Here is a 17,154-nt window from a genome sequence, read left to right on the forward strand (position 1 = left end):
CTCCGCCGCCAGCGCCGCGCGCGCGCGTGTCCGCGCCTCGCCGGGCGTGATCGCAAGCCCCGCGCGCTCTTCCGGGATTTCCAGCAGGCTCGCCATGGGGTAGGCGAAGAGGCTCTCACTCTCACAACGCAGCTGCTGTTCGCCCGCGGTGAAGTACGAGACACCCTGCTCCTCCACCACGATCACGCAGGCCCCCGGTTCCAGAAAGCGCACGAGCCGGGGCGTGCGCGTGCCTTCGACAAGGCAGACCGGCCCGGACACATCATCCAGCAGCGGGGCGAAGAAAGCCCGCGTCGCCGCTTCCACCGCGAAAGGCAGCCTCGCGAGGCGCTCGACCACCACGCCCGCCGTCGCCGTGCCCAGATCCGGATCACAGGCGACATCGAGAAAGCCGCTTTCAGTCAGCGCCCGCGCAAAGTCCGGGCTGGCGGCCACCAGAGGCGCCTCGTGCACCGGAGCTTCCTCGAAGGGGCGGGTCAGGGCATCGAGCGCGTCGCGGATGGCGCGCTGGTCCTCGTTCAGGGCAACCTGCATCAGCGCGCCTCCCATGGCAGGCCCAGCACGTCGCTGGCGATGATGTTGAGCTGGATCTCGGCGGCGCCTGCCGCAATTCCCGCAACGATGCCGCGCTGGTGGTGCATCTTGAGATAGGGGTGCGCGTCGGCCAGCGCTTCGGGCAGATGCTCGACGATGAATTCGCACACCCGCCGCTCGCACATGACCGTGGCATAGCGCGCCGAGGAACTTTCCTGGCCGATGGTCTCCCCCTCGGCGCGGCGGGTGACGATGGCGTAGCTCGCGAGCCGGGCCGCCTCGCACAGCGCAGCCGCGCCTGCCGCCTCGATCCGCACCGCCTCGCGCACGAAGTCCCCCCGCTCCTGCAGGATGGACACGGCGCGGTCGAGCGCACTGCGCGCAAGGGCATAGCGCGGGATGCCCAGCCGCTCGTTGCGCAGCGAATAGGCGATGATCTCCCAGGCCTGCCCTTCCTCGCCCAGCCGCGCGCTGGCGGGCACGCGCATATCATCGAAGAAGACCTCGTGGATGTCCCCCTCGCCGATGATCGAAGGGATCTGGCGCACGGTGATGCCGGGCGTGTCCATCGGCACAAGCAGAATGGTGATGCCCCGCTTGCGGTCCTCGCTCGTCCGGCACAGAAGGAAGCAGGTGTCGGCAAGCCCGGCGTAGCTGGTCCAGATCTTCTGCCCGTTGACCACGTAGTCCCCGCCATCGGTAACCGCGCGCGTACGCAGCGAGGCAAGGTCCGAGCCGGAACCGGGTTCGGAAAAACCTTGGCACCACAGCGCCTTGCCCTGCGCAATCGGCGGAAGGTAGCGCGCCTGTTGCTCGGGTGTGCCGTAGCGGATCAATGTGGGGCCGATCCAGTTGACGTTCATGTACTGCCCGCCGCGCGGCTCGCCCGCGATCCACATTTCCTCGGCCAGAATCGTCTGGTGCCAGGGGTCCTGCCCCTGCCCGCCGATCTCGACCGGCCAGTGCGGGATGAGCAGGTCTTCCTCGGCCAGCGCGGCGCAGAAGGTCTGCGCATAACGCGTCAGGTCCGGGGAGGCCGGGCCATGCTGCGAGAAGCGGTCCCAGTCGTCCGGCAGGGTCGTGTCGAGAAAATCGCGCAGGCGCTCGCGGAAGGCCTGCTCGTCGGGCGTCCAGTCAAAGTCCATGCACAGGGGCCTAACCCGCCCCACCCCTGCGCGGTAGCATCGTGCGCCCGATATCGCGGCGGCGGGCTTGAAGGTCGCGCGCACAATGGGGCCTAGCTTGCTCCATGACGCAAGAAGACGACGCCTTGAGACGCGAAATCCGCGACTGGATCGCGCGCGAAGCGCCCCGGGACTGGCGCACGGCCTCCACGCACGAAGCCTTCGTCGCTTCGCAGCGCTCCTGGTTCGCCAAGCTGGTGGGCGCGGGTTACGCCGTGCCGCACTGGCCGAGGGAATGGCCTGGTGGTGGGCGCTCGCTGGCCGAACAGAAGATCATCTACGAAGAACTGGCGCGCGCCGACACGCCGCGCCTCCTCCTCTCCTTCGTGTCGACCTATCACGCCTTTGCAACGCTGGCCGAATGTGCAAGCGCACGGCAGCGCAGCCATTACCTGCCGCGCATCCTCGAGGGCGAGACCTGGTGCCAGGGCTTTTCCGAGCCGGGCGCGGGGTCCGATCTGGCCGCGATCCGCAGCCGGGCCGAGCGGCGCGGCGATGTCTATGTCGTCTCGGGCCAGAAGGTCTGGTCGACCATGGCGCAGTACGCCGACATGTGCCTGCTGCTGGTGCGCACCTCGGCCGATGGCCCCAAGCAGGCAGGGCTCACCTACCTTCTGATGGACATGCGTCTGCCCGGCGTCAGCGTGCGCCCGATCCACCAGATCCAGGGGGACGAGGAATTCGCCGAGATCTTTCTCGACGAGGTCGAGATCCCGGTCTCCCAGCGCGTGGGTGAGGAAGGCGCAGGCTGGGCCGTCGCGCAAGCCACGCTCGCCTCCGAACGCGGGCTGACGCTGATGGAACTCTCCTACCGCATGCGCGGCGCAATGGTGCGGCTGAGCGAAGCGGTCCACGCCGCCGGGCGCACCTGCGATGCCGGTGTCCTGCGCAAGCTGGGCGCGCTCGCGACGCGGGTCGATGCGGTCTGCGCGCTCGCCGACCGCTTCCTGCAAAAGCGCATGGACGAGGACGAACGCGTGGGCGATGCCTCTATCGTCAAGCTCGCCTACTCGCGCTGTCTGCGCGCCTGGACGAACCTTGGCGTCGAACTGGCGGACCTCGCCGGACAGATGCAGGCGCCGATCACCTTCGGCGATCTCAACAGCGGCAACTGGATGGCCGATTTCATGAACAGCTATGCCTGGACCATCGCGGGAGGAAGCGACGAAGTGCAGCGCAACATCATTGCCGAACACATGCTGGGCATGCCCCGCGAGCCGAAGAACTGGGTGCTGGAGGCGGGACAATGAGCGAGATGCGCCGCGAACTGGAGGACAGCGCCCGCAAGGTCTTTCCCGACTGGCAGGCCGCGCAGGATGCCGAAGGCTCCTGGGCGCAGATGGCCGAGCTGGGCTGGTTCATGGCTGGCGTGCCCGAAGCACTGGGCGGCCTTGGCCTCGAACGCCGCGACCTCGCCGTGATATTCACCGAGATGGGCCGCGCGCGCATGCCCGGCCCGGCTCTCGCCCAGTTCCTCGCGCTTGAGGCCCTGGTCCAGGCCCCGGACTTTCCCGGACGTGCAGAGCTTCTGGAAAACGCCATGGCGGGCGCAGCGATCACGGCCTCACTCACCATCGCCGGAGACGGCCTTACCGCGGTTCCCGATGCCGATACGGCAGACCGGATCCTTGTGCGCAGCGCCGACGAGGTGACCCTGGCCGACCTTGCAGGCGCAAAGATCACGCCCTTTCCCACCTGGGATGGCTCGCGCCGCCTGTTCACCGTCGCACCGGCGCCCGATGCCCCGCGCATCCCGCTGGCGGCGGGTGTCGAGGCCGCGGCCCTGACCGAACGGCTTGACGGTCTTTTGTGCCTTGGCCTTGCAGGCGATGCGCTGGGCGGAGCCGACGCCGTCCTGGCCATGGCGATCGAGTACCTCGGCACCCGCCGCCAGTTCGACCGGCCGCTCGCGATGTTCCAGGCCCTCAAGCACCGCGCCGCCGACCTCAAGGTCGCGCTGGAAACCGCAACCGCGCTTTACGAGGCCAGTAGCGAAGCCGCTCCCCTCGCGCTCGGCGCGATGAAGGCCCACTGCTGCGAGGTCTACAAGCAGGTCGCCGAAGAGGCGGTGCAGTTCCACGGCGGGATCGGCCTCACCGTCGAGTATCCGGTCCACCTGTTCCTGAAACGCGCGTTCCTGAACCGCGCGCTGGGTGGCAGCGCGGCATTCTGGAACGAAAGCGCGGGCGATGCGGTGCTGGAACGGACGTCTGCGGGGTAGTCAGGAAGAGATTTCCAAACGGGCAACCACACCTTACTCGCGCTGCCTTGGCCGAGACTGGTGAGGTCGCCCATTCGGGGGTCAAGGGGCGATGGCCCCTTGAATCAAACCGTTCTTCTTCACCCCATCAGCGCCTGCGCAGCGGCCACCATCTGGTCAGGCTGAACGATGTAGGCGTCTTCCAGCACCTTGGCGAAGGGCACCGGGCACTTGGGCGCGCCAAGGCGGCGAACCGGGGCCTTGAGAACTCCGAACAGTTCTTCCGAGACAGTCGCGGCGATCTCCGCTCCGGGCCCAAAATCGCGCACGGCCTCGTGCGCGACAAGGAGCCGCCCGGTCTTGCGCACCGAGGCGAGCACGGTTTCGCGGTCCCAGGGCGAGATGGTGCGCAAGTCGATGAGTTCGACCGACAGGCCCGCCTCGGCCAGTGCGGGGAGCGCCATCTGTGCACGCACGGTCTGGCTCGACCAGGTGACGATGGTCAGGTCCGAGCCTTCCTGCACAACACGCGCCTTGCCGAGGGGGATCGGCCCCTGGTCGTCGGGCACTTCGGCGGGCACGAACAGCGAGCCCGCGCTCTCGATGAAGATGCACGGGTCCGGATCATCGATGCACGAAAGCAGCAGGCCCTTGTAGTCGACCGGGTTGGACGGCGCGACGACCTTGATCCCGGCCGCGTGGGCGTACCAGCCTTCGAGGTGATCGGCGTGCTGGCCCGCGGTCTGCCAGCCGGCGCCGGTCAGCGTGCGAATGGTGATCGGCACCGAGGTCTGCCCGCCCGACATGAAACGCAGCTTGGCCGCGTGGTTGAAGATCATGTCCATCGCGACCGTGGTGAAATTCATCAGCATGATCTCGGCCACCGGTTTGTACCCGGCAAGCGCGGCGCCGATGGCCGCCCCGATGATGGCCTGCTCCGAGATCGGGGTGGAGCGCACGCGCTCGCCCCCGAACTTCGTTGAAAGGCCCGCCGTCGCGCCGGTCACGCCGCCGCCTTCAGGATCCGCAATGTCCTCACCAAGCACAAGGACCTTGTCGTCGGCGGCCATGGCCTGGTGCAACGCCGCGTTCACGGCCTGGAGGCTGTTCATCTTGCTCGTGCCGGCGGGCTTAACCGCGCTGGTTGTCGTCGTGCTCATGCCATCATCTCCTGGGCAAAGACATCGCGGCGGATCTCGTCCACCGGGGGCAGTTCGCTGGCGAGGCCGAAGTCACGGGCCTCGGCCACCTCGGCCTCGATCTTCTCCTGCATCGCGGCAAGCGTCGCCTCGTCGACGTGCCCTTCGTCGAGCAGGCGCTGGCGGAACAGAGGCAGCGGGTCCTTCTCTTTTGCGGCGGCCAGTTCGCCCTCGTTCATGTACTTGTTATCATCGCCAAGGACGTGCCCGAGGAAACGGAAGGTCGTGCATTCGAGCAGGGTTGGCCCCTCTCCGTCGCGCGCGCGCGCAATCGCAGTGGAGACCTGCGCGTACATCTCCCAGGGGTCATTCCCGTCGACGGTGAAGCCGGGCATGCCGTAGCCGATCGCGCGCTTGGAGATCTGGTCGACCGAAGTGCCGTTCTCGAAGCGGGTGTGTTCGGCAAAGCCGTTGTTGGGGCACACGAAGATGACCGGCAGCTTCCAGAGCGAGGCCAGATTCAGCGACTCGTGAAAGGCCCCGATATTGGAGGCGCCATCGCCGAAATAGGCAATGACCACGCGCCGCGAACCGTCGAGCTTGGCCGCCCAGGCAAGGCCATTGGCAATCGGCATCGAGGAGCCCACGACGCCCGTCGTCACCATCACGCCCGTCGGCGGATGCGTGAGGTGCATCGGGCCGCCCTTGCCCTTGCAGGTGCCATCGACGCGGCCCGCGATCTCGGCCCAGAGGGGCTTGAGCGGCATGTCCTTGGCCACCATGTCCTGGATGCCGCGGTAGATCGTGCAGATCTGGTCCTCGTCGGTGAGGAAGTGGGAGATCGTTGCCGGGATCACCTCCTGCCCGCGCGCGGAGTAGTAGGGCATCTGCAGGCGCCCCTTGCGGATGGTGGAGAGGATCGCGTTGTCGTTGCGCTCGATCCGCAGCATCCGGCGGAAGATGTCGGTCAGCGCGGCGGAATCCGGCTGGGGGGCGTTACTGGGTTGGGTCATGGGAAAACCTCGCTCGCTTCAGGCGTCGAGGGGAACTGTCAGGGGCCACGCGGGCAAGGTCAACGAGAGCCGCTGCGCCACGGCGATATCTCGGGAACACCCCGAACAAGTAGCTGTAAACGAAACGTATTCAGACAACCTCGGACAGTGCGATCCAGCGCCTTTCCGCCTGGGCGCGGGACATCGCTTCCTGACAGCGCTCGACCTCCAGCGCACGGGCGAAGTCGGGCGCGGCGGTGCCCTTGCCTGCGATTGCCGCGACCATGCGCTGCATGGCCAGCGCCATCGGGAAGCAGGGGGGGATCGGGAAACTGGCATCAATGGCCAAGTCCGGGTCCACCCGGTAGGCCTCGGGAATGTCGAGCGCACTCAGGTCAGTCGGCGCGTGCGGGTTGGGCTTGTCCTGCGCCCTCAGGCCCCAGAGCGTGCAGTCCTGCGCGCTCGGAAAGGTCGGCGCGCGCGTCACCAGTCGCCCGTGTGTTCCGTAGATGTCGAGCAGCCAGCCATCGTGCATCGTCATCGCCCAGCCCGCCTGGAGCTGCACGATCGGCCCGTTCGCAAAGCGCAGCAGCGCGTTGCCGGTGTCGGTCGTCTCCGGGGTAACCCTCTCGCCGTCCTCGTAGACCCATTCGGAGAGGACCTGGCGATCATCGGCCACGACCTCTTCGACCGGCCCCAGCATGGCCAGAAGCGGGTAGAGCGCGTGGCTGCCATTGTTGCGCAGGCCCGAAACGCCCGCATCGCTGCGCGCGAACCAGTTGTAGGGAAACTGCTTCGAGGCGCGGTTGAACAGCGAAATGTTGAGATGGCAGGTCCCGCCGATGGGCGTGCCGATATAACCTTCGTGCACCAGTTCGATCTGGCGGCGCACCGCGGGCACGTATTCGATGAAGGCATCGACGACGCCCACCGCGCCCGAGGCCTGCCAGGCCGCGTCGATGGCCTTGGCGCCCTCCCATCCCGGCGCGTGGGGCGAGGCGTTGTAGACGTGCTTGCCATGGGCGAGCGCGGTCTCGAGCCAGGGCTGGCGGAAATTGGGCCGGGTGCCCAGGTCGACGATGTCGATATCGGGATCGCGGCACATTGCGTGGGCGTCCCAGAAGGCGCGCTCCACCCCCAGCTTCTGCGCGGCCGCGCGAGCCGTCTCCTCGCGCGAGGTGCAGATCGCGGTCACCTCGACGCCGGGCACCGCGCGCCAGGCGGGAAGATGGGCCATGCCGCCCCAGGCAGCGCCGACGATACCGACCTTGAGCGTCATCGGCTGCGCCTTACTCGATGGTGCCGACGATGGTGCCGACCTGGACCGTCTCGCCCTCGGGCACGGTGATGCGCAGGATGCCCGACGCCGGGGCCTCCACCTCGTTGGTGGACTTGTCGGCTTCGAGCAGGAACAGGCACTCGCCCTCGGTCACTTCCTCGCCCTCGCCAAAGGTCCACTCCGCGATCTGCCCCTCGGTCATCGAGAAGCCGATCTTGGGAAAGATGATCTCGGTCGCCATGCTGCTCTGCCTCCGCCCTCATGTTCGTGAAGTAATGTCGGGATCTGTTCTGACCCCGCGCCCGACCGGCTGCAATTGCGCGTTTGCCTGCCCGCCATTCTATCGGCCCGGCGATGGCGCGCGGGCCGGGGATGCAGGCTCAGGCCTGGTTGCGCGTTGCCCAATCGTCGACCTCGCCCGGCTTGAAGGTACGGGTCGGCCCGTCCCCCGAAGCGGTCTTGAGATCGAAACCGATGGGATCGACATCGCCCTCTATCGGCACGCCGAAGGAGGACAGGGCCCAGCTCGTCATCACGTAGTGGCCAATGGACATGACCAGATCCATCATCTGGCGCCGGTCGTAATGGCGCGCGAGGCCCTCCCAGGTCGCCTCCGAAACGATGTGCCTCTCCATCAGATCATCGACCGCATCGAGCACCAGCCGGTCCGCCTCGACCCAGCGCACCGCGCCTTCGGGATAGTCGCGGATCGCGGCGATATCCTCAATGGTGAGCCCGGCGTTGAGGCCATAGCCGACATGGTTGTGCCATTCGTAGGCGCTCTTCACCCGCCAGGCGACACGCAGGATCAGAAGTTCGAGCGCGCGCGTGGGCAGCGTGTTGGTCATCAGGAGGTGCTTTGCCCAATGGTTGTAGGGCATGGCCATGTCCGGATGGTTGGCCAGCACCATCATGATGTTGGTGCGCGAGCCTTCCTCACGCGCGTTGGGCTCGCCCCAGAAGGCGAAGACCTCGCGCGCAGGATCGCTCCACTCTTCGCGGGGCAGATTGGGCAGGCGGCGGGGCGGTGTCGTCATCACGGGGTCTCCCTGTCGGGATGGGGGATGTCGGGCCGCCCGGCATCGCGGGCGAGCTGGCGTTCGCTCTCGGCAAGGTCCGCGCGGTAGTGGCGTGCGGCCATGGCGAAGCTGAAGGTGGCGGGAAGCGCCAGGACCGTGCTGGAGAGGAGCGCAATGCGCAGCGCATCCTCTCCAAAGGACGGGGCAAGCGCATCGCTGAGGACGCCCAGCAGCGCCGGTCCGAAACCGTAGCCCACGAGGTAGACCGCCATCAGCGTCATCGCCGCCGTCGTCGCGCGGGCCCAGACGGGCGGCAGCGTGGTGCAGACCATGATGAGCGGGGCCGCGAAGATCCCGCCGGTAAAGGAGAGAAAGCCCGCAAGGCCATAGAAGACGGCCATCGAAGGCGCGTTGAAGAGCACGACGATGGTGAGCGCGGCGCCCAGACTGGCGGCGATACCGATCCCCATCTGGCGGCGCGGATCGCGGCGCCCCACCCAATCGGCGAGCGGCCCGCCGACAAGGTGGCCAACGAAACTGCCCGTACCCACCGCCGCGCCCAGCCAGGCGCCGAACTCGACCGGCGCGAGCCCCTGCGTGCGGGTGAGATAGGCCGGAATCCAGCGCAGCAGCCCGTTGACCATGAGCGCGAGGCAGGCGAGCGCCACGATCATCCAGAGGATCGTGCGCAGGGCCGCGATAGCCTTGAGCGTCCGCCCCAGCCCCGGCTGCGGAGGATCGGCGCGCAGCCCGTCCGCCAGCCCCTTGGGAACATTGCGCACGGTGAGATAGAACAGCGCGGCCAGCACCAGGCCGGGAAGCCCGGCAACCAGGAATGCCGCGCGCCAGCCATAGCCGGCCACCACGTAGCCACCAATCGCATAGGCAAGGCCCATCCCGATCGCGGGGCCTGTCATGTAGATCGAGGTCACCGTGCCGCGCTGGTGGCGCGGGAAGAGATCGGACAGGAGCGCGGGGCCGGGGGAACTGAGCCCCCCCTCGCCCAATCCCACGCCCATGCGCGCAACAAACAGATGGGTGAAATTGCGGGCAAGGCTGGAGGCGGTCGTGGCCAGGCTCCAGATGACGATGCCCGCCGCAATCACCACCTTGCGCGGATAGCGATCCGCCAGCCGCGCGAGCGGAATCACGGCAAGCGCGTAGACACCGGCATAAGCGATGCCGTTGAGCGCCCCGAGCTGGCCGTCGGAAAGGCCGAAATCGGCGCGGATCGGCTCGACCAGGATGTCGAGGATCTGCCGGTCCACCGCGCTCAGCGCCGAAATCAGCGTCAGGAGAGCGAGGACATAGGCGCGGTAGGCCATGCCCGGAAGTTCGGGCGGCGCGGCAGTTGGACCGGCCCCCTCTCCGGTCGCACCCTCGCCCTCGGCGATGGAGGTTTCGGTCAGCACGCGCCTCAGTACCTGTAGCCGATCTCGACACCCCAGGTGCGTGGCTGGCTCCAGGTCGCGCCGAAACCGAAGTTGTTGTACTGGACCTGATTGACGTAGCGGCTGTCGGTCACGTTGTCGCCGAAGACGGCGAGGAAGAAGCGGCTTTCAGGGTCGTCCCACTGCGCGCGCAGCGCGAGGGTCTCGTAGTCACCGCCCTGGAACTGGGTGCCCGACGGGCCGAAGAAGAACGAGGACGTGTAGTAGAAGTTGCCCGACAGCGCGAGTTCGCCGCCGGCCAGTCTCACGTCCCAGCGCGCGCCAAGATTGCCGGTGAACTCGGGCGTACGCTGCATGTCGACGTTCTTCAGATCGACCGGCACATTGAGATAGGACACACCGCTGCCCGCGCACGAGGCCGCAACATCCGGCCCGAAATCGGCGCAGGGCATGTAGACCGGGGCGCCCGGGAAGTCGGTGTAGCGGCCATGGACATAGGCGCCTCCCGCGGTGATCGAGAACCCGCCGCCCAGCCGCAGCGCCAGCGCGGCTTCCGCGCCGTAGACCTCGGCCTTGGCGGCGTTGATGATCTCGGCCCGGCCATCGGTGAAGAGCGAGACCTGCAGGTTGCGGTAGTCGTAGTAGAAGGCCGCCGCCTCGAAGCTGAGCAGCTCGCTCTCGGTCTTGAAGCCGATCTCGAAGGCATCGATGTTCTCGGGCGAGACATCGTTGCACACGAAGTCGGGCGGGTTCTGGCACGAGCCGCCGACATCGAGGATCGCCGCCTTGTAGCCGCGCGCGTAGGAGGCGTAGATGCTGGTCGTATCGCTCGGCTTGTAACGCACCACGAGGCGCGGGGTGAAGCGGTCGCTTTTCACGTCCGCAACATCGAAGGCCTCCTCCCCTACGTTGTAGAACGCGTTGGTGATCGTGTCGTGGGCATAGCGCAGGCCGCCTGTCACGAAGAGGCTGGGCGTGACTTCATATGTGAGGTCGACGAAGGCCGCGTAGCTGCGCGTGGGCGCGTCCGAGCCGCCCAGGCGCACTCGGACAAAGCCAAGCGGCACGGCGTTGTCCGCGTACGTCTTGTAGCGGTCCGAATTGAACAGGTAGAACAGCCCCGCGGTATATTGCAGCGCCGGGCCAGGCTTGGAGGTCAGCAGGAATTCCTGCGTGAAGGTGCGGTTGAAGACCGGCAGGCCGTACTGGAAGATCGTCAGCGCGGTCTTGTCGAGATCGAGCGAGGCATCGACGTCCTGGTCGCGGTACTGGGTGAAGGAGGCGAGATCGGCAAAGCCCAGGTCTGCCTCGAGCGTCAACTGCACGATGTCGTTGTTGGTTGTGATGAAACTGCGATCCGGCCCCGGCGCGTAGAAGTCGGGATCGGTGGTGTAGGTGGAGGGCGGCGCAAAGCTGGGCGCACCGACCCCCAGCACATCGTCGACGAAGATGTTGTAGAGCAGCGGGCGCGGATCGTCTGTCTCCACATGCTGGTAACGCAGCTTGGCAGTGACATCCCCCAGATCGAGTTTCAGCCCCGTGCGCACCTGCCAGTTGCGGTAACGCCGGTCGCGCTCCCCGCTTGCCATGTTGCGCTGGAAAGCCTTGCCGGTCGCGTAGTTGACTTCGAGGTCGAGCGCGAGGCGGTCGGTCAGCCCTGTCGTGACGTAACCTTGCGCGCGGATCGCCTCGAAGCTGGCAAGCGAGGCGCGAAATTCCATCGCCGGATCGACACTGGGATCGGCGGTCTCGACCAGGATCGCCCCGCCCGTGGTGTTCCGGCCGAAGAGCGTCCCTTGCGGGCCTTTCAGGACCTGCACACTGCGCACCTTGAGCAGGTCGAAGTCGGCCTCGGCCGGGTTGGGCGAATAGAAGCCGTCGACATAGATCCCGACATTCGAGCCCCCGCCCGAAGTGGTGATGCTGGTCCCGACGCCGCGGATGGTGGGCTGGACGAACTGGCTCTGACGATCAAAGCGCAGCGCGGGGACCATGCTCTGGATGCCCGAAAGCTCACGCACATTCGCGGTTTCCAGCATCCCGGCATCGAGCGCGGTGATCGAGATCGGCACGTCGACTTGCGCCTCGGCGCGGCGCTGCGCGGTCACGACGATGACCCGCTCGGCCTGAATGCTCTCGCCCTGAGGGATGGTGTCCCCGGCTGCCCTGTCCTGCGCCGCGACAGGCGCGGCGGCCAGCGCGAGCGGCAGGCATGGTGCCGTTGCAAGAAAAGCCCTTCGGGTCCTCACACCCTTCTCCCCTTTCGGGCACGGCTCATGACAGGCGCGCTGCAGGCGCCTTCACGTCCATGCACTCTCTCAGGACGCGAGGTTAGAGCGCCCCCCGTGGCCTGTCACAAGGAAAGGGCAAAGTTCGCTCCCGCGATCACGCCCTACGATCACGCCCGACTGCAGGTGAGCTGGGCATCACGCAGTTCGTAACTCATCAGCTGTGCATTCCAGATGATGTCGGGCGCACGGGCCAGCTCAATCCCGGGCACGCGCAGCAGCTGATCGATGAAGGTCCGGGTCTCATGGAGCGCCACCTGCCAGCCGGGACAGTGGTGTGGCCCATCGCCGAAGCTCAGGAATTCGGCCTTCTGCCCTTCGCGCCGCGCGCGCTCGGCATCGATCGCATGGGGGCAGGCACCCACCGACTGCGCATCGCCATGGACCGCGCGAAGGTCGATCGCGAGCCGCTCGCCGCCCGGAACCTCACCCAGCGCCTGGTCGCACAGGCCTTCGCCCGCGCGGCGGTAGAGCACCGAGGCAATCGGTTCGAGCCGCAGGATTTCGAGGAGGATCGCCATCTGCGCGTCCTCGTCGCCTTCGAGGAACTGGGCGCGCAGTTCGGGATTGTCGAACAGGTGCCAGGCCACCATGACGATGAATTCGCGCGTCGTGACCATGCCCGCGGTCGCATAGGTCATGCACTCGATCAGGATGGCCTTGTCGGAATAGCCCTTGGCGAGGCACTGCGAGATGATGTCGTCGCCCGGCTCGGCCCGCCGCCGCGCCACGGCCGGGCGCACATCGGCGTGGTAGAACCAGACGCCATAGACGCTGCGGATGATCCGGTCGCGCAGCTTGCCCAGTCCCGTCGCCGGACTGAATGCGGTGCGCAGCAGGCACTGGAGGCGCGGCGCCATCTGGCTGGGCGAGGTCTCGGTCAGGCCGACGATGTTCGCGGCCACCGCCACCGTCAGCTCAAAGGCGATGCGGTCGAGCCGGGCCGAGCCGGTCGCGCGCAGATCATCGAGCAGGCGCGCGGTCGTCTCCTCCATGATCGTGCGGTAGCGGGTCTGGATCGCCTTGGGCGTGAAGAAGCGGGCGATGGCCGCACGGCGCTGCGCGTGCGCGGGCCCGTCGAGATAGAAGACAGGGACGTGCTCGGGGTTACCCCCGGCCACATCCTCCGATCCCGGACCGTCCTGAAGCAGGCCGGCGCTGCGCAGCGCCGCGCGCGATTCGCGCAAGCTCGCCAGCCGCCGCGCCTTGGCGTCGAGACGAAACCCCTCCTGCGCCACGGCGGCCGACTTGCGATGGTCTGCAAGAGCCTGTGCCTCCATCGTCCCCTCTCCTCGCTCTCTTTTTATGATGCGCAAAGTATCATATCGAGACGAAGGCCCGTCAAGATCGGGGAAGCTACGAGGCGCGCCTCAGTAGCTGAAGGGGCGGGGCTGATCGGGGCCGGGATCGGGCACATCGGCACGCCAACGCACCGATCCGAAGGGCCGCATCAACCGCCGACGCAGCCGCGAGCCATCGCGCAGCGTATTGAAAGTCTCCACCTTTTCCTGGAGATCGAGGTCGGCCTGGGTGAAGCGGTTGCGCATGTGCAGATAATCGCCCCAGGTCGGGCATTCGTAGCGCTCGATCCACAACTGCGTGTCCGCGATATCGCGCGCCAGCGACCAGGCGAACCCGCCGTTGCGCCGCCGCGCCTTGCCCACCTCCTGCATCAGGCGGAAGAACTCGCGCGCATTGGCCGGCTCCACCCGATAGTCGATCTCGATCTCGACCGGCCCGGAGCGCGCGGTCAGCCCCAGCGCCACCTCGGGGCTCTTGCCCAGCGACACCGGTGCGCGGCGGTCCTCGCCCTCGTGCGCCATGGGTAGGACGAAGCCCAGCGCCACCGTCGCCGCCAGCGCCAGGCCCGAAACCAGCACCGTTGTCTGGAGGCCGAGCCCGTTGCTGATTGCGCCCCAGCCGATCGAGCCCAGCGCGATGCCCCCCGTGACCGCCGAGGAATAGAGCGAGAGCGCGCGCGCCGTCACCCAGCGCGGCGCCGAAAGCTGGACAGCCACGTTGAGCATCGCGAGCACCATCATCGTCCCCATGCCCTGAAGCAGGAAGCATGGTGCCGCGACCCAGATCGAGCGGCTATAGGCAATGCCGACAAGCGCACCCGCGGTCACCAGCGTGCCGATCCGGATGGCGAGTTCAGGCCCCAGCCGCGCGCGCAGGGTCGCGGTCGAGAGCGAGCCCAGGATCGCACCGACACCGCCCGCGCCCAGAAGAACGCCATAGGACGCCGCGTCGCCCGCGAGCTGGTCGCGCGCGATCAGCGGCGCGAGCGCAGAGGCTGTCGCCACGCAGAAGCCGAAGAGGAAGACGCGCACGATGGCGTTGCGCACCCCGCCTGCGTGCAGCGCGAAGCGCATGCCCGAGACGAGCGCACGCCCCAGGCTTTCAGGTGGCAGGCGCGAGGCGGGCTGCTCGCGCTTCCAGAAATAGAAGGCGAGGAGGAAAGGAATGTACCCCAGCGCATTGGCCCCGAAGGCGACGTGCGCGCCGGCGGCCAGCACCAGAAAACCACCGATGGCGGGGCCAACCGAGCGGGCCAGGTTGAAGCTGACCGATCCCAGCGCGACCGCAGGAGGCAGCAGGCGGGGCGGGACCAACTCGCTGATCGAGGCCTGCCAGGCCGGTCCGAAGAGCGCCACGCCCGAGCCGATTGCGAAGATGAGGCCCAGCATGAGCCAGGGCGTGACCAGTCCCATAAGCCCGCACAGCGCCATGACGCTGCCGCCAAGGCACGCGAAGGCCAGACCGCACATGGCCACGATGCGCCTGTCGAACATGTCCGCCAGTGCGCCTGCGGGCAGCGCCACCAGCATGAGCGGCAACATGAGCGCGGTCTGCACCCCGGCCACCATGGCTGGCGAATCGGTGAGGCGGGTCATTTCCCAGGCCGCGGCCACGCCCAGGATCTGGTGCCCGAGATTGGAGCACACGCTGCTCGACCAGATGCGCCGGAAGGGCGCCACGGCCAGCGGCGCGAAGGTCCCGGGCGGCGCTTCAGATTCGCGCACGGTACCTGACACGGTCTCGGGCGCTGTCTCCTGCCCGTCCTTCGCGTCCTCAGCCATTACCCCTGCCCCATTTCCAGCTCGCCCATCCCTGGTGCGCATTCTCGTTTCATCCCGCGATGATCCGGCCCCGTGCCGGACAGGTCCAGTCATATTCGACGCGCCATCGCCCGGGCGGAGATATGCCCCGCACACGCGCCCGAGCCTTGGCCTATCCCGCCTGCGGTGCCAGACCAAGATGCACGCGCCCACAGTCCGTCCAGCGGAACAGCGCGTGGCGGGGACCGCCAATTGCCAGGGGAGAGCTTGCATGGCCGAGGCCTACATCATCGACGCGGTGCGCACGCCGCGCGCCATCGGGAAGACTGGCAAGGGCGCCTATTCGGGCCTGCACCCCCAGCACATCGCCCGCACGGTGCTCGCCGCGATCCGCGCGCGCAACGGCCTCGACACCGCGACCATCGACGACGTGATCTGGGGCACCAGCGCGCAGATGGGCCTGCAGGGCGGCGACCTTGGCCGCATGGCCGCGCTTGATGCGGGCTACGACGTGACGGTCAGCGGCGTCACGCTCGACCGCTTCTGCGCCTCGGGCCTTACCGCCACCAGCCTGGCGGCAGGGCAGATCATGGCGGGCCTCGAAGACTGCGTGGTTGCCGGGGGCAGCGAGATGATGAGCCATGTCGTCGACTACGGCACGATGCTGCGCGAGAAGAAGGTGCACATTGCCGGGGGGCTTGGCACCAACAACCCCTCGCTCGATGCCCGCCACCCCCAGACCAACCAAGGCGTGGCCGCCGATGCCATTGCCGCGATGGAAGGGATCTCGCGCGCCGAGCTCGACGCCTTCGGGCTCGAAAGCCAGCGCCGCGCGGCACAGGCCATCGCACAAGGGCGCTTCGAGGGCTCGCTCGCCCTCGTGACCGACGCAGACGGAAAGGTCCTGCTTGACCACGAGGAATATCCCCGCCCCCAGACCACCGCCGAGGGCCTCGCCGAGCTGAAACCCGCCTTTGCCATGTTCTACGATCTGCCCGCGACGCGCGAGGGCACCAGTTTTGCCGGCCAGATCCGCAGGCGCTATCCCGATCTCGAGTTCGCGCCGGTCCACCATGTCGGCACATCCTCGGGCGTGGTCGACGGGGCCGCCGCGCTGCTCCTCACCTCGCCCGGATACGCCAAGGCGCACGGCCTCACCCCGCGAGCCCGCGTGGTAACCGCCATCAACATCGGCGATGACCCCACGCTCATGCTGAACGGGCCGGTCCCCGCCGCGCGCAAGGCGCTCGCCCGCGCCGGGCTCACCCCGGACGACATCGACGTGTGGGAAGTGAACGAGGCCTTCGCGGTCGTCGTCGAGAAGTTCATCCGCGATCTTGGCCTTGCCCGCGAGAAGGTGAACCCCAATGGCGGCGCCATCGCGCTGGGCCACCCCATCGGGGCAACGGGCGCGGTCCTCCTCGGCACCGCGCTCGACGAACTGGAACGCACCGGCGGGCGCTACGCCCTCGTCACGATGTGCGCGGCTGGCGGCATGGCCCCCGCGATCATCATCGAAAGGGTGTGAGCGGCCCGCTGCCCCACGCGGCCTCGGCCACCTGCCCGGGCCTTCCGGATACGTCCGGGACGGACGGCCGCAAGGCCGCGCCCGACACGCTCAAGCGCGACGTGGCGCTCAAGATGGCGATCGTCTCGCGGCTCATGCGCAAGCACTTCGACGAGGCAATTGCCGAACTGGGCGTCACCCGCTCGCAATGGACGGTCATTGCCGTCGTCTCCTCACGACCCGGCGCCACACAGCGGGTCATCGCCGAGACGCTGGAAATCTCGGAAGTCTCCGCCGGCCGTCTGGTCGACCGGCTGATCGCCGAGGGCATGGTCGAACGCCAACGCAAGCACGACGACCGCCGCGCCCACGCCATCTACCTGACGCCCAAGGGCCAGGAACTGACCGGCACGCTGAGCGATGTCGCAACGCTCAGCGAAGAGGCGACCTTTGCCGGCCTCTCCGACGAGCAACTGCGGCAGATCAATGCCACGCTCGAGGCGATCTCGGCGAACCTCGGGAACGTCCAGTAGCAAGTTCGAAAGAGGAGCCGTTCCAA

The 17,154-nt window shown here is 67.6% G+C and carries 14 protein-coding genes and 1 pseudogene; 4 read left to right on the forward strand and 11 right to left on the reverse strand.

Annotated elements, in window-relative coordinates; genetic code table 11:
* Both MTR65_RS13060 and MTR65_RS13065 read right to left on the reverse strand, forming a co-directional pair.
* Positions 1-534 (reverse strand): annotated as a pseudogene (locus MTR65_RS13060) (acyl-CoA dehydrogenase family protein); the annotation flags it as partial.
* Positions 534-1,679: an acyl-CoA dehydrogenase family protein gene (locus MTR65_RS13065; protein ID WP_243800891.1), complete on the reverse strand. Its 1,146-nt coding sequence runs from the start codon at positions 1,677-1,679 to the stop codon at positions 534-536. The pseudogene MTR65_RS13060 and the gene MTR65_RS13065, both read right to left, overlap by 1 nt.
* 104 nt (positions 1,680-1,783) lie before the next feature.
* On the opposite strand from MTR65_RS13065, the gene MTR65_RS13070 reads away from it, so the two are divergent.
* Both MTR65_RS13070 and MTR65_RS13075 read left to right on the forward strand, forming a co-directional pair.
* The gene (locus MTR65_RS13070; RefSeq protein ID WP_268739432.1) at positions 1,784-2,968 is read left to right on the forward strand and encodes an acyl-CoA dehydrogenase family protein; all 1,185 of its coding nucleotides are present in this window, start codon (positions 1,784-1,786) and stop codon (positions 2,966-2,968) included.
* On the forward strand, positions 2,965-3,939 hold the full coding sequence (locus MTR65_RS13075) for an acyl-CoA dehydrogenase family protein (RefSeq protein WP_243800896.1): 975 nt from the start codon (positions 2,965-2,967) through the stop codon (positions 3,937-3,939). The genes MTR65_RS13070 and MTR65_RS13075 overlap by 4 nt, the downstream gene beginning before the upstream one ends.
* Before the next feature lie 119 nt (positions 3,940-4,058).
* Here MTR65_RS13075 and MTR65_RS13080 read toward each other — a convergent pair whose 3' ends face one another.
* The 9 genes from MTR65_RS13080 to MTR65_RS13120 form a co-directional block, all read right to left on the reverse strand.
* The gene (locus MTR65_RS13080) at positions 4,059-5,078 is read right to left on the reverse strand and encodes an alpha-ketoacid dehydrogenase subunit beta (RefSeq protein WP_243800897.1); all 1,020 of its coding nucleotides are present in this window, start codon (positions 5,076-5,078) and stop codon (positions 4,059-4,061) included.
* Positions 5,075-6,070 carry a thiamine pyrophosphate-dependent dehydrogenase E1 component subunit alpha gene (locus MTR65_RS13085; RefSeq protein WP_243800898.1) on the reverse strand — a complete coding sequence of 332 codons (996 nt, stop codon included), beginning with the start codon at positions 6,068-6,070 and terminating at the stop codon, positions 5,075-5,077. Before MTR65_RS13085 ends, MTR65_RS13080 begins: the two co-directional genes overlap by 4 nt.
* 130 nt (positions 6,071-6,200) lie before the next feature.
* A complete protein-coding gene (locus MTR65_RS13090; RefSeq protein ID WP_243800899.1) occupies positions 6,201-7,328 on the reverse strand; it encodes a Gfo/Idh/MocA family protein in 1,128 nt (375 codons plus the stop codon).
* Positions 7,329-7,338: 10 nt separating this feature from the next.
* Positions 7,339-7,569, reverse strand: coding sequence for a biotin/lipoyl-containing protein (locus tag MTR65_RS13095; RefSeq protein WP_148627270.1), 231 nt, complete (start codon positions 7,567-7,569; stop codon positions 7,339-7,341).
* Between the two features lie 139 nt (positions 7,570-7,708).
* Positions 7,709-8,365, reverse strand: a complete 657-nt coding sequence (locus MTR65_RS13100) for a carboxymuconolactone decarboxylase family protein (protein ID WP_243800900.1) — start codon at positions 8,363-8,365, stop codon at positions 7,709-7,711.
* Positions 8,365-9,759: a spinster family MFS transporter gene (locus tag MTR65_RS13105; RefSeq protein WP_243800903.1), complete on the reverse strand. Its 1,395-nt coding sequence runs from the start codon at positions 9,757-9,759 to the stop codon at positions 8,365-8,367. The genes MTR65_RS13100 and MTR65_RS13105 overlap by 1 nt, the downstream gene beginning before the upstream one ends.
* A 5-nt stretch (positions 9,760-9,764) precedes the next feature.
* A complete protein-coding gene (locus tag MTR65_RS13110; protein ID WP_243800906.1) occupies positions 9,765-11,987 on the reverse strand; it encodes a TonB-dependent receptor in 2,223 nt (740 codons plus the stop codon).
* 149 nt (positions 11,988-12,136) lie between these two features.
* A complete protein-coding gene (locus tag MTR65_RS13115; protein WP_243800909.1) occupies positions 12,137-13,306 on the reverse strand; it encodes a cytochrome P450 in 1,170 nt (389 codons plus the stop codon).
* Between the two features lie 90 nt (positions 13,307-13,396).
* A complete protein-coding gene (locus MTR65_RS13120; protein ID WP_243800914.1) occupies positions 13,397-15,109 on the reverse strand; it encodes an MFS transporter in 1,713 nt (570 codons plus the stop codon).
* 250 nt (positions 15,110-15,359) lie between these two features.
* Between MTR65_RS13120 and MTR65_RS13125 the strand changes: the two genes are divergently transcribed.
* The gene (locus tag MTR65_RS13125; protein WP_243800916.1) at positions 15,360-16,616 is read left to right on the forward strand and encodes an acetyl-CoA C-acetyltransferase; all 1,257 of its coding nucleotides are present in this window, start codon (positions 15,360-15,362) and stop codon (positions 16,614-16,616) included.
* On the forward strand, positions 16,613-17,128 hold the full coding sequence (locus MTR65_RS13130) for a MarR family winged helix-turn-helix transcriptional regulator (RefSeq protein ID WP_243800918.1): 516 nt from the start codon (positions 16,613-16,615) through the stop codon (positions 17,126-17,128). Before MTR65_RS13125 ends, MTR65_RS13130 begins: the two co-directional genes overlap by 4 nt.
* Positions 17,129-17,154: the final 26 nt, after the last annotated feature.

This window comes from Novosphingobium mangrovi (assembly GCF_022818885.1).
Classification (GTDB): Bacteria; Pseudomonadota; Alphaproteobacteria; order Sphingomonadales; family Sphingomonadaceae; genus Novosphingobium; species Novosphingobium mangrovi.

Excerpts from the sequence above, each read along its gene's own strand:
- MTR65_RS13090 (WP_243800899.1), bottom strand. The coding sequence starts at position 7,328 with ATGACGCTCAAGGTCGGTATCGTCGGCGCTGCCTGGGGCGGCATGGCC.
- MTR65_RS13125 (WP_243800916.1), top strand. The coding sequence starts at position 15,360 with ATGGCCGAGGCCTACATCATCGACGCGGTGCGCACGCCGCGCGCCATC.
- MTR65_RS13080 (WP_243800897.1), bottom strand. The coding sequence starts at position 5,078 with ATGAGCACGACGACAACCAGCGCGGTTAAGCCCGCCGGCACGAGCAAG.
- MTR65_RS13100 (WP_243800900.1), bottom strand. The coding sequence starts at position 8,365 with ATGACGACACCGCCCCGCCGCCTGCCCAATCTGCCCCGCGAAGAGTGG.
- MTR65_RS13115 (WP_243800909.1), bottom strand. The coding sequence starts at position 13,306 with ATGGAGGCACAGGCTCTTGCAGACCATCGCAAGTCGGCCGCCGTGGCG.
- MTR65_RS13085 (WP_243800898.1), bottom strand. The coding sequence starts at position 6,070 with ATGACCCAACCCAGTAACGCCCCCCAGCCGGATTCCGCCGCGCTGACC.
- MTR65_RS13070 (WP_268739432.1), top strand. The coding sequence starts at position 1,784 with ATGACGCAAGAAGACGACGCCTTGAGACGCGAAATCCGCGACTGGATC.
- MTR65_RS13065 (WP_243800891.1), bottom strand. The coding sequence starts at position 1,679 with ATGGACTTTGACTGGACGCCCGACGAGCAGGCCTTCCGCGAGCGCCTG.
- MTR65_RS13075 (WP_243800896.1), top strand. The coding sequence starts at position 2,965 with ATGAGCGAGATGCGCCGCGAACTGGAGGACAGCGCCCGCAAGGTCTTT.
- MTR65_RS13120 (WP_243800914.1), bottom strand. The coding sequence starts at position 15,109 with ATGGCTGAGGACGCGAAGGACGGGCAGGAGACAGCGCCCGAGACCGTG.
- MTR65_RS13095 (WP_148627270.1), bottom strand. The coding sequence starts at position 7,569 with ATGGCGACCGAGATCATCTTTCCCAAGATCGGCTTCTCGATGACCGAG.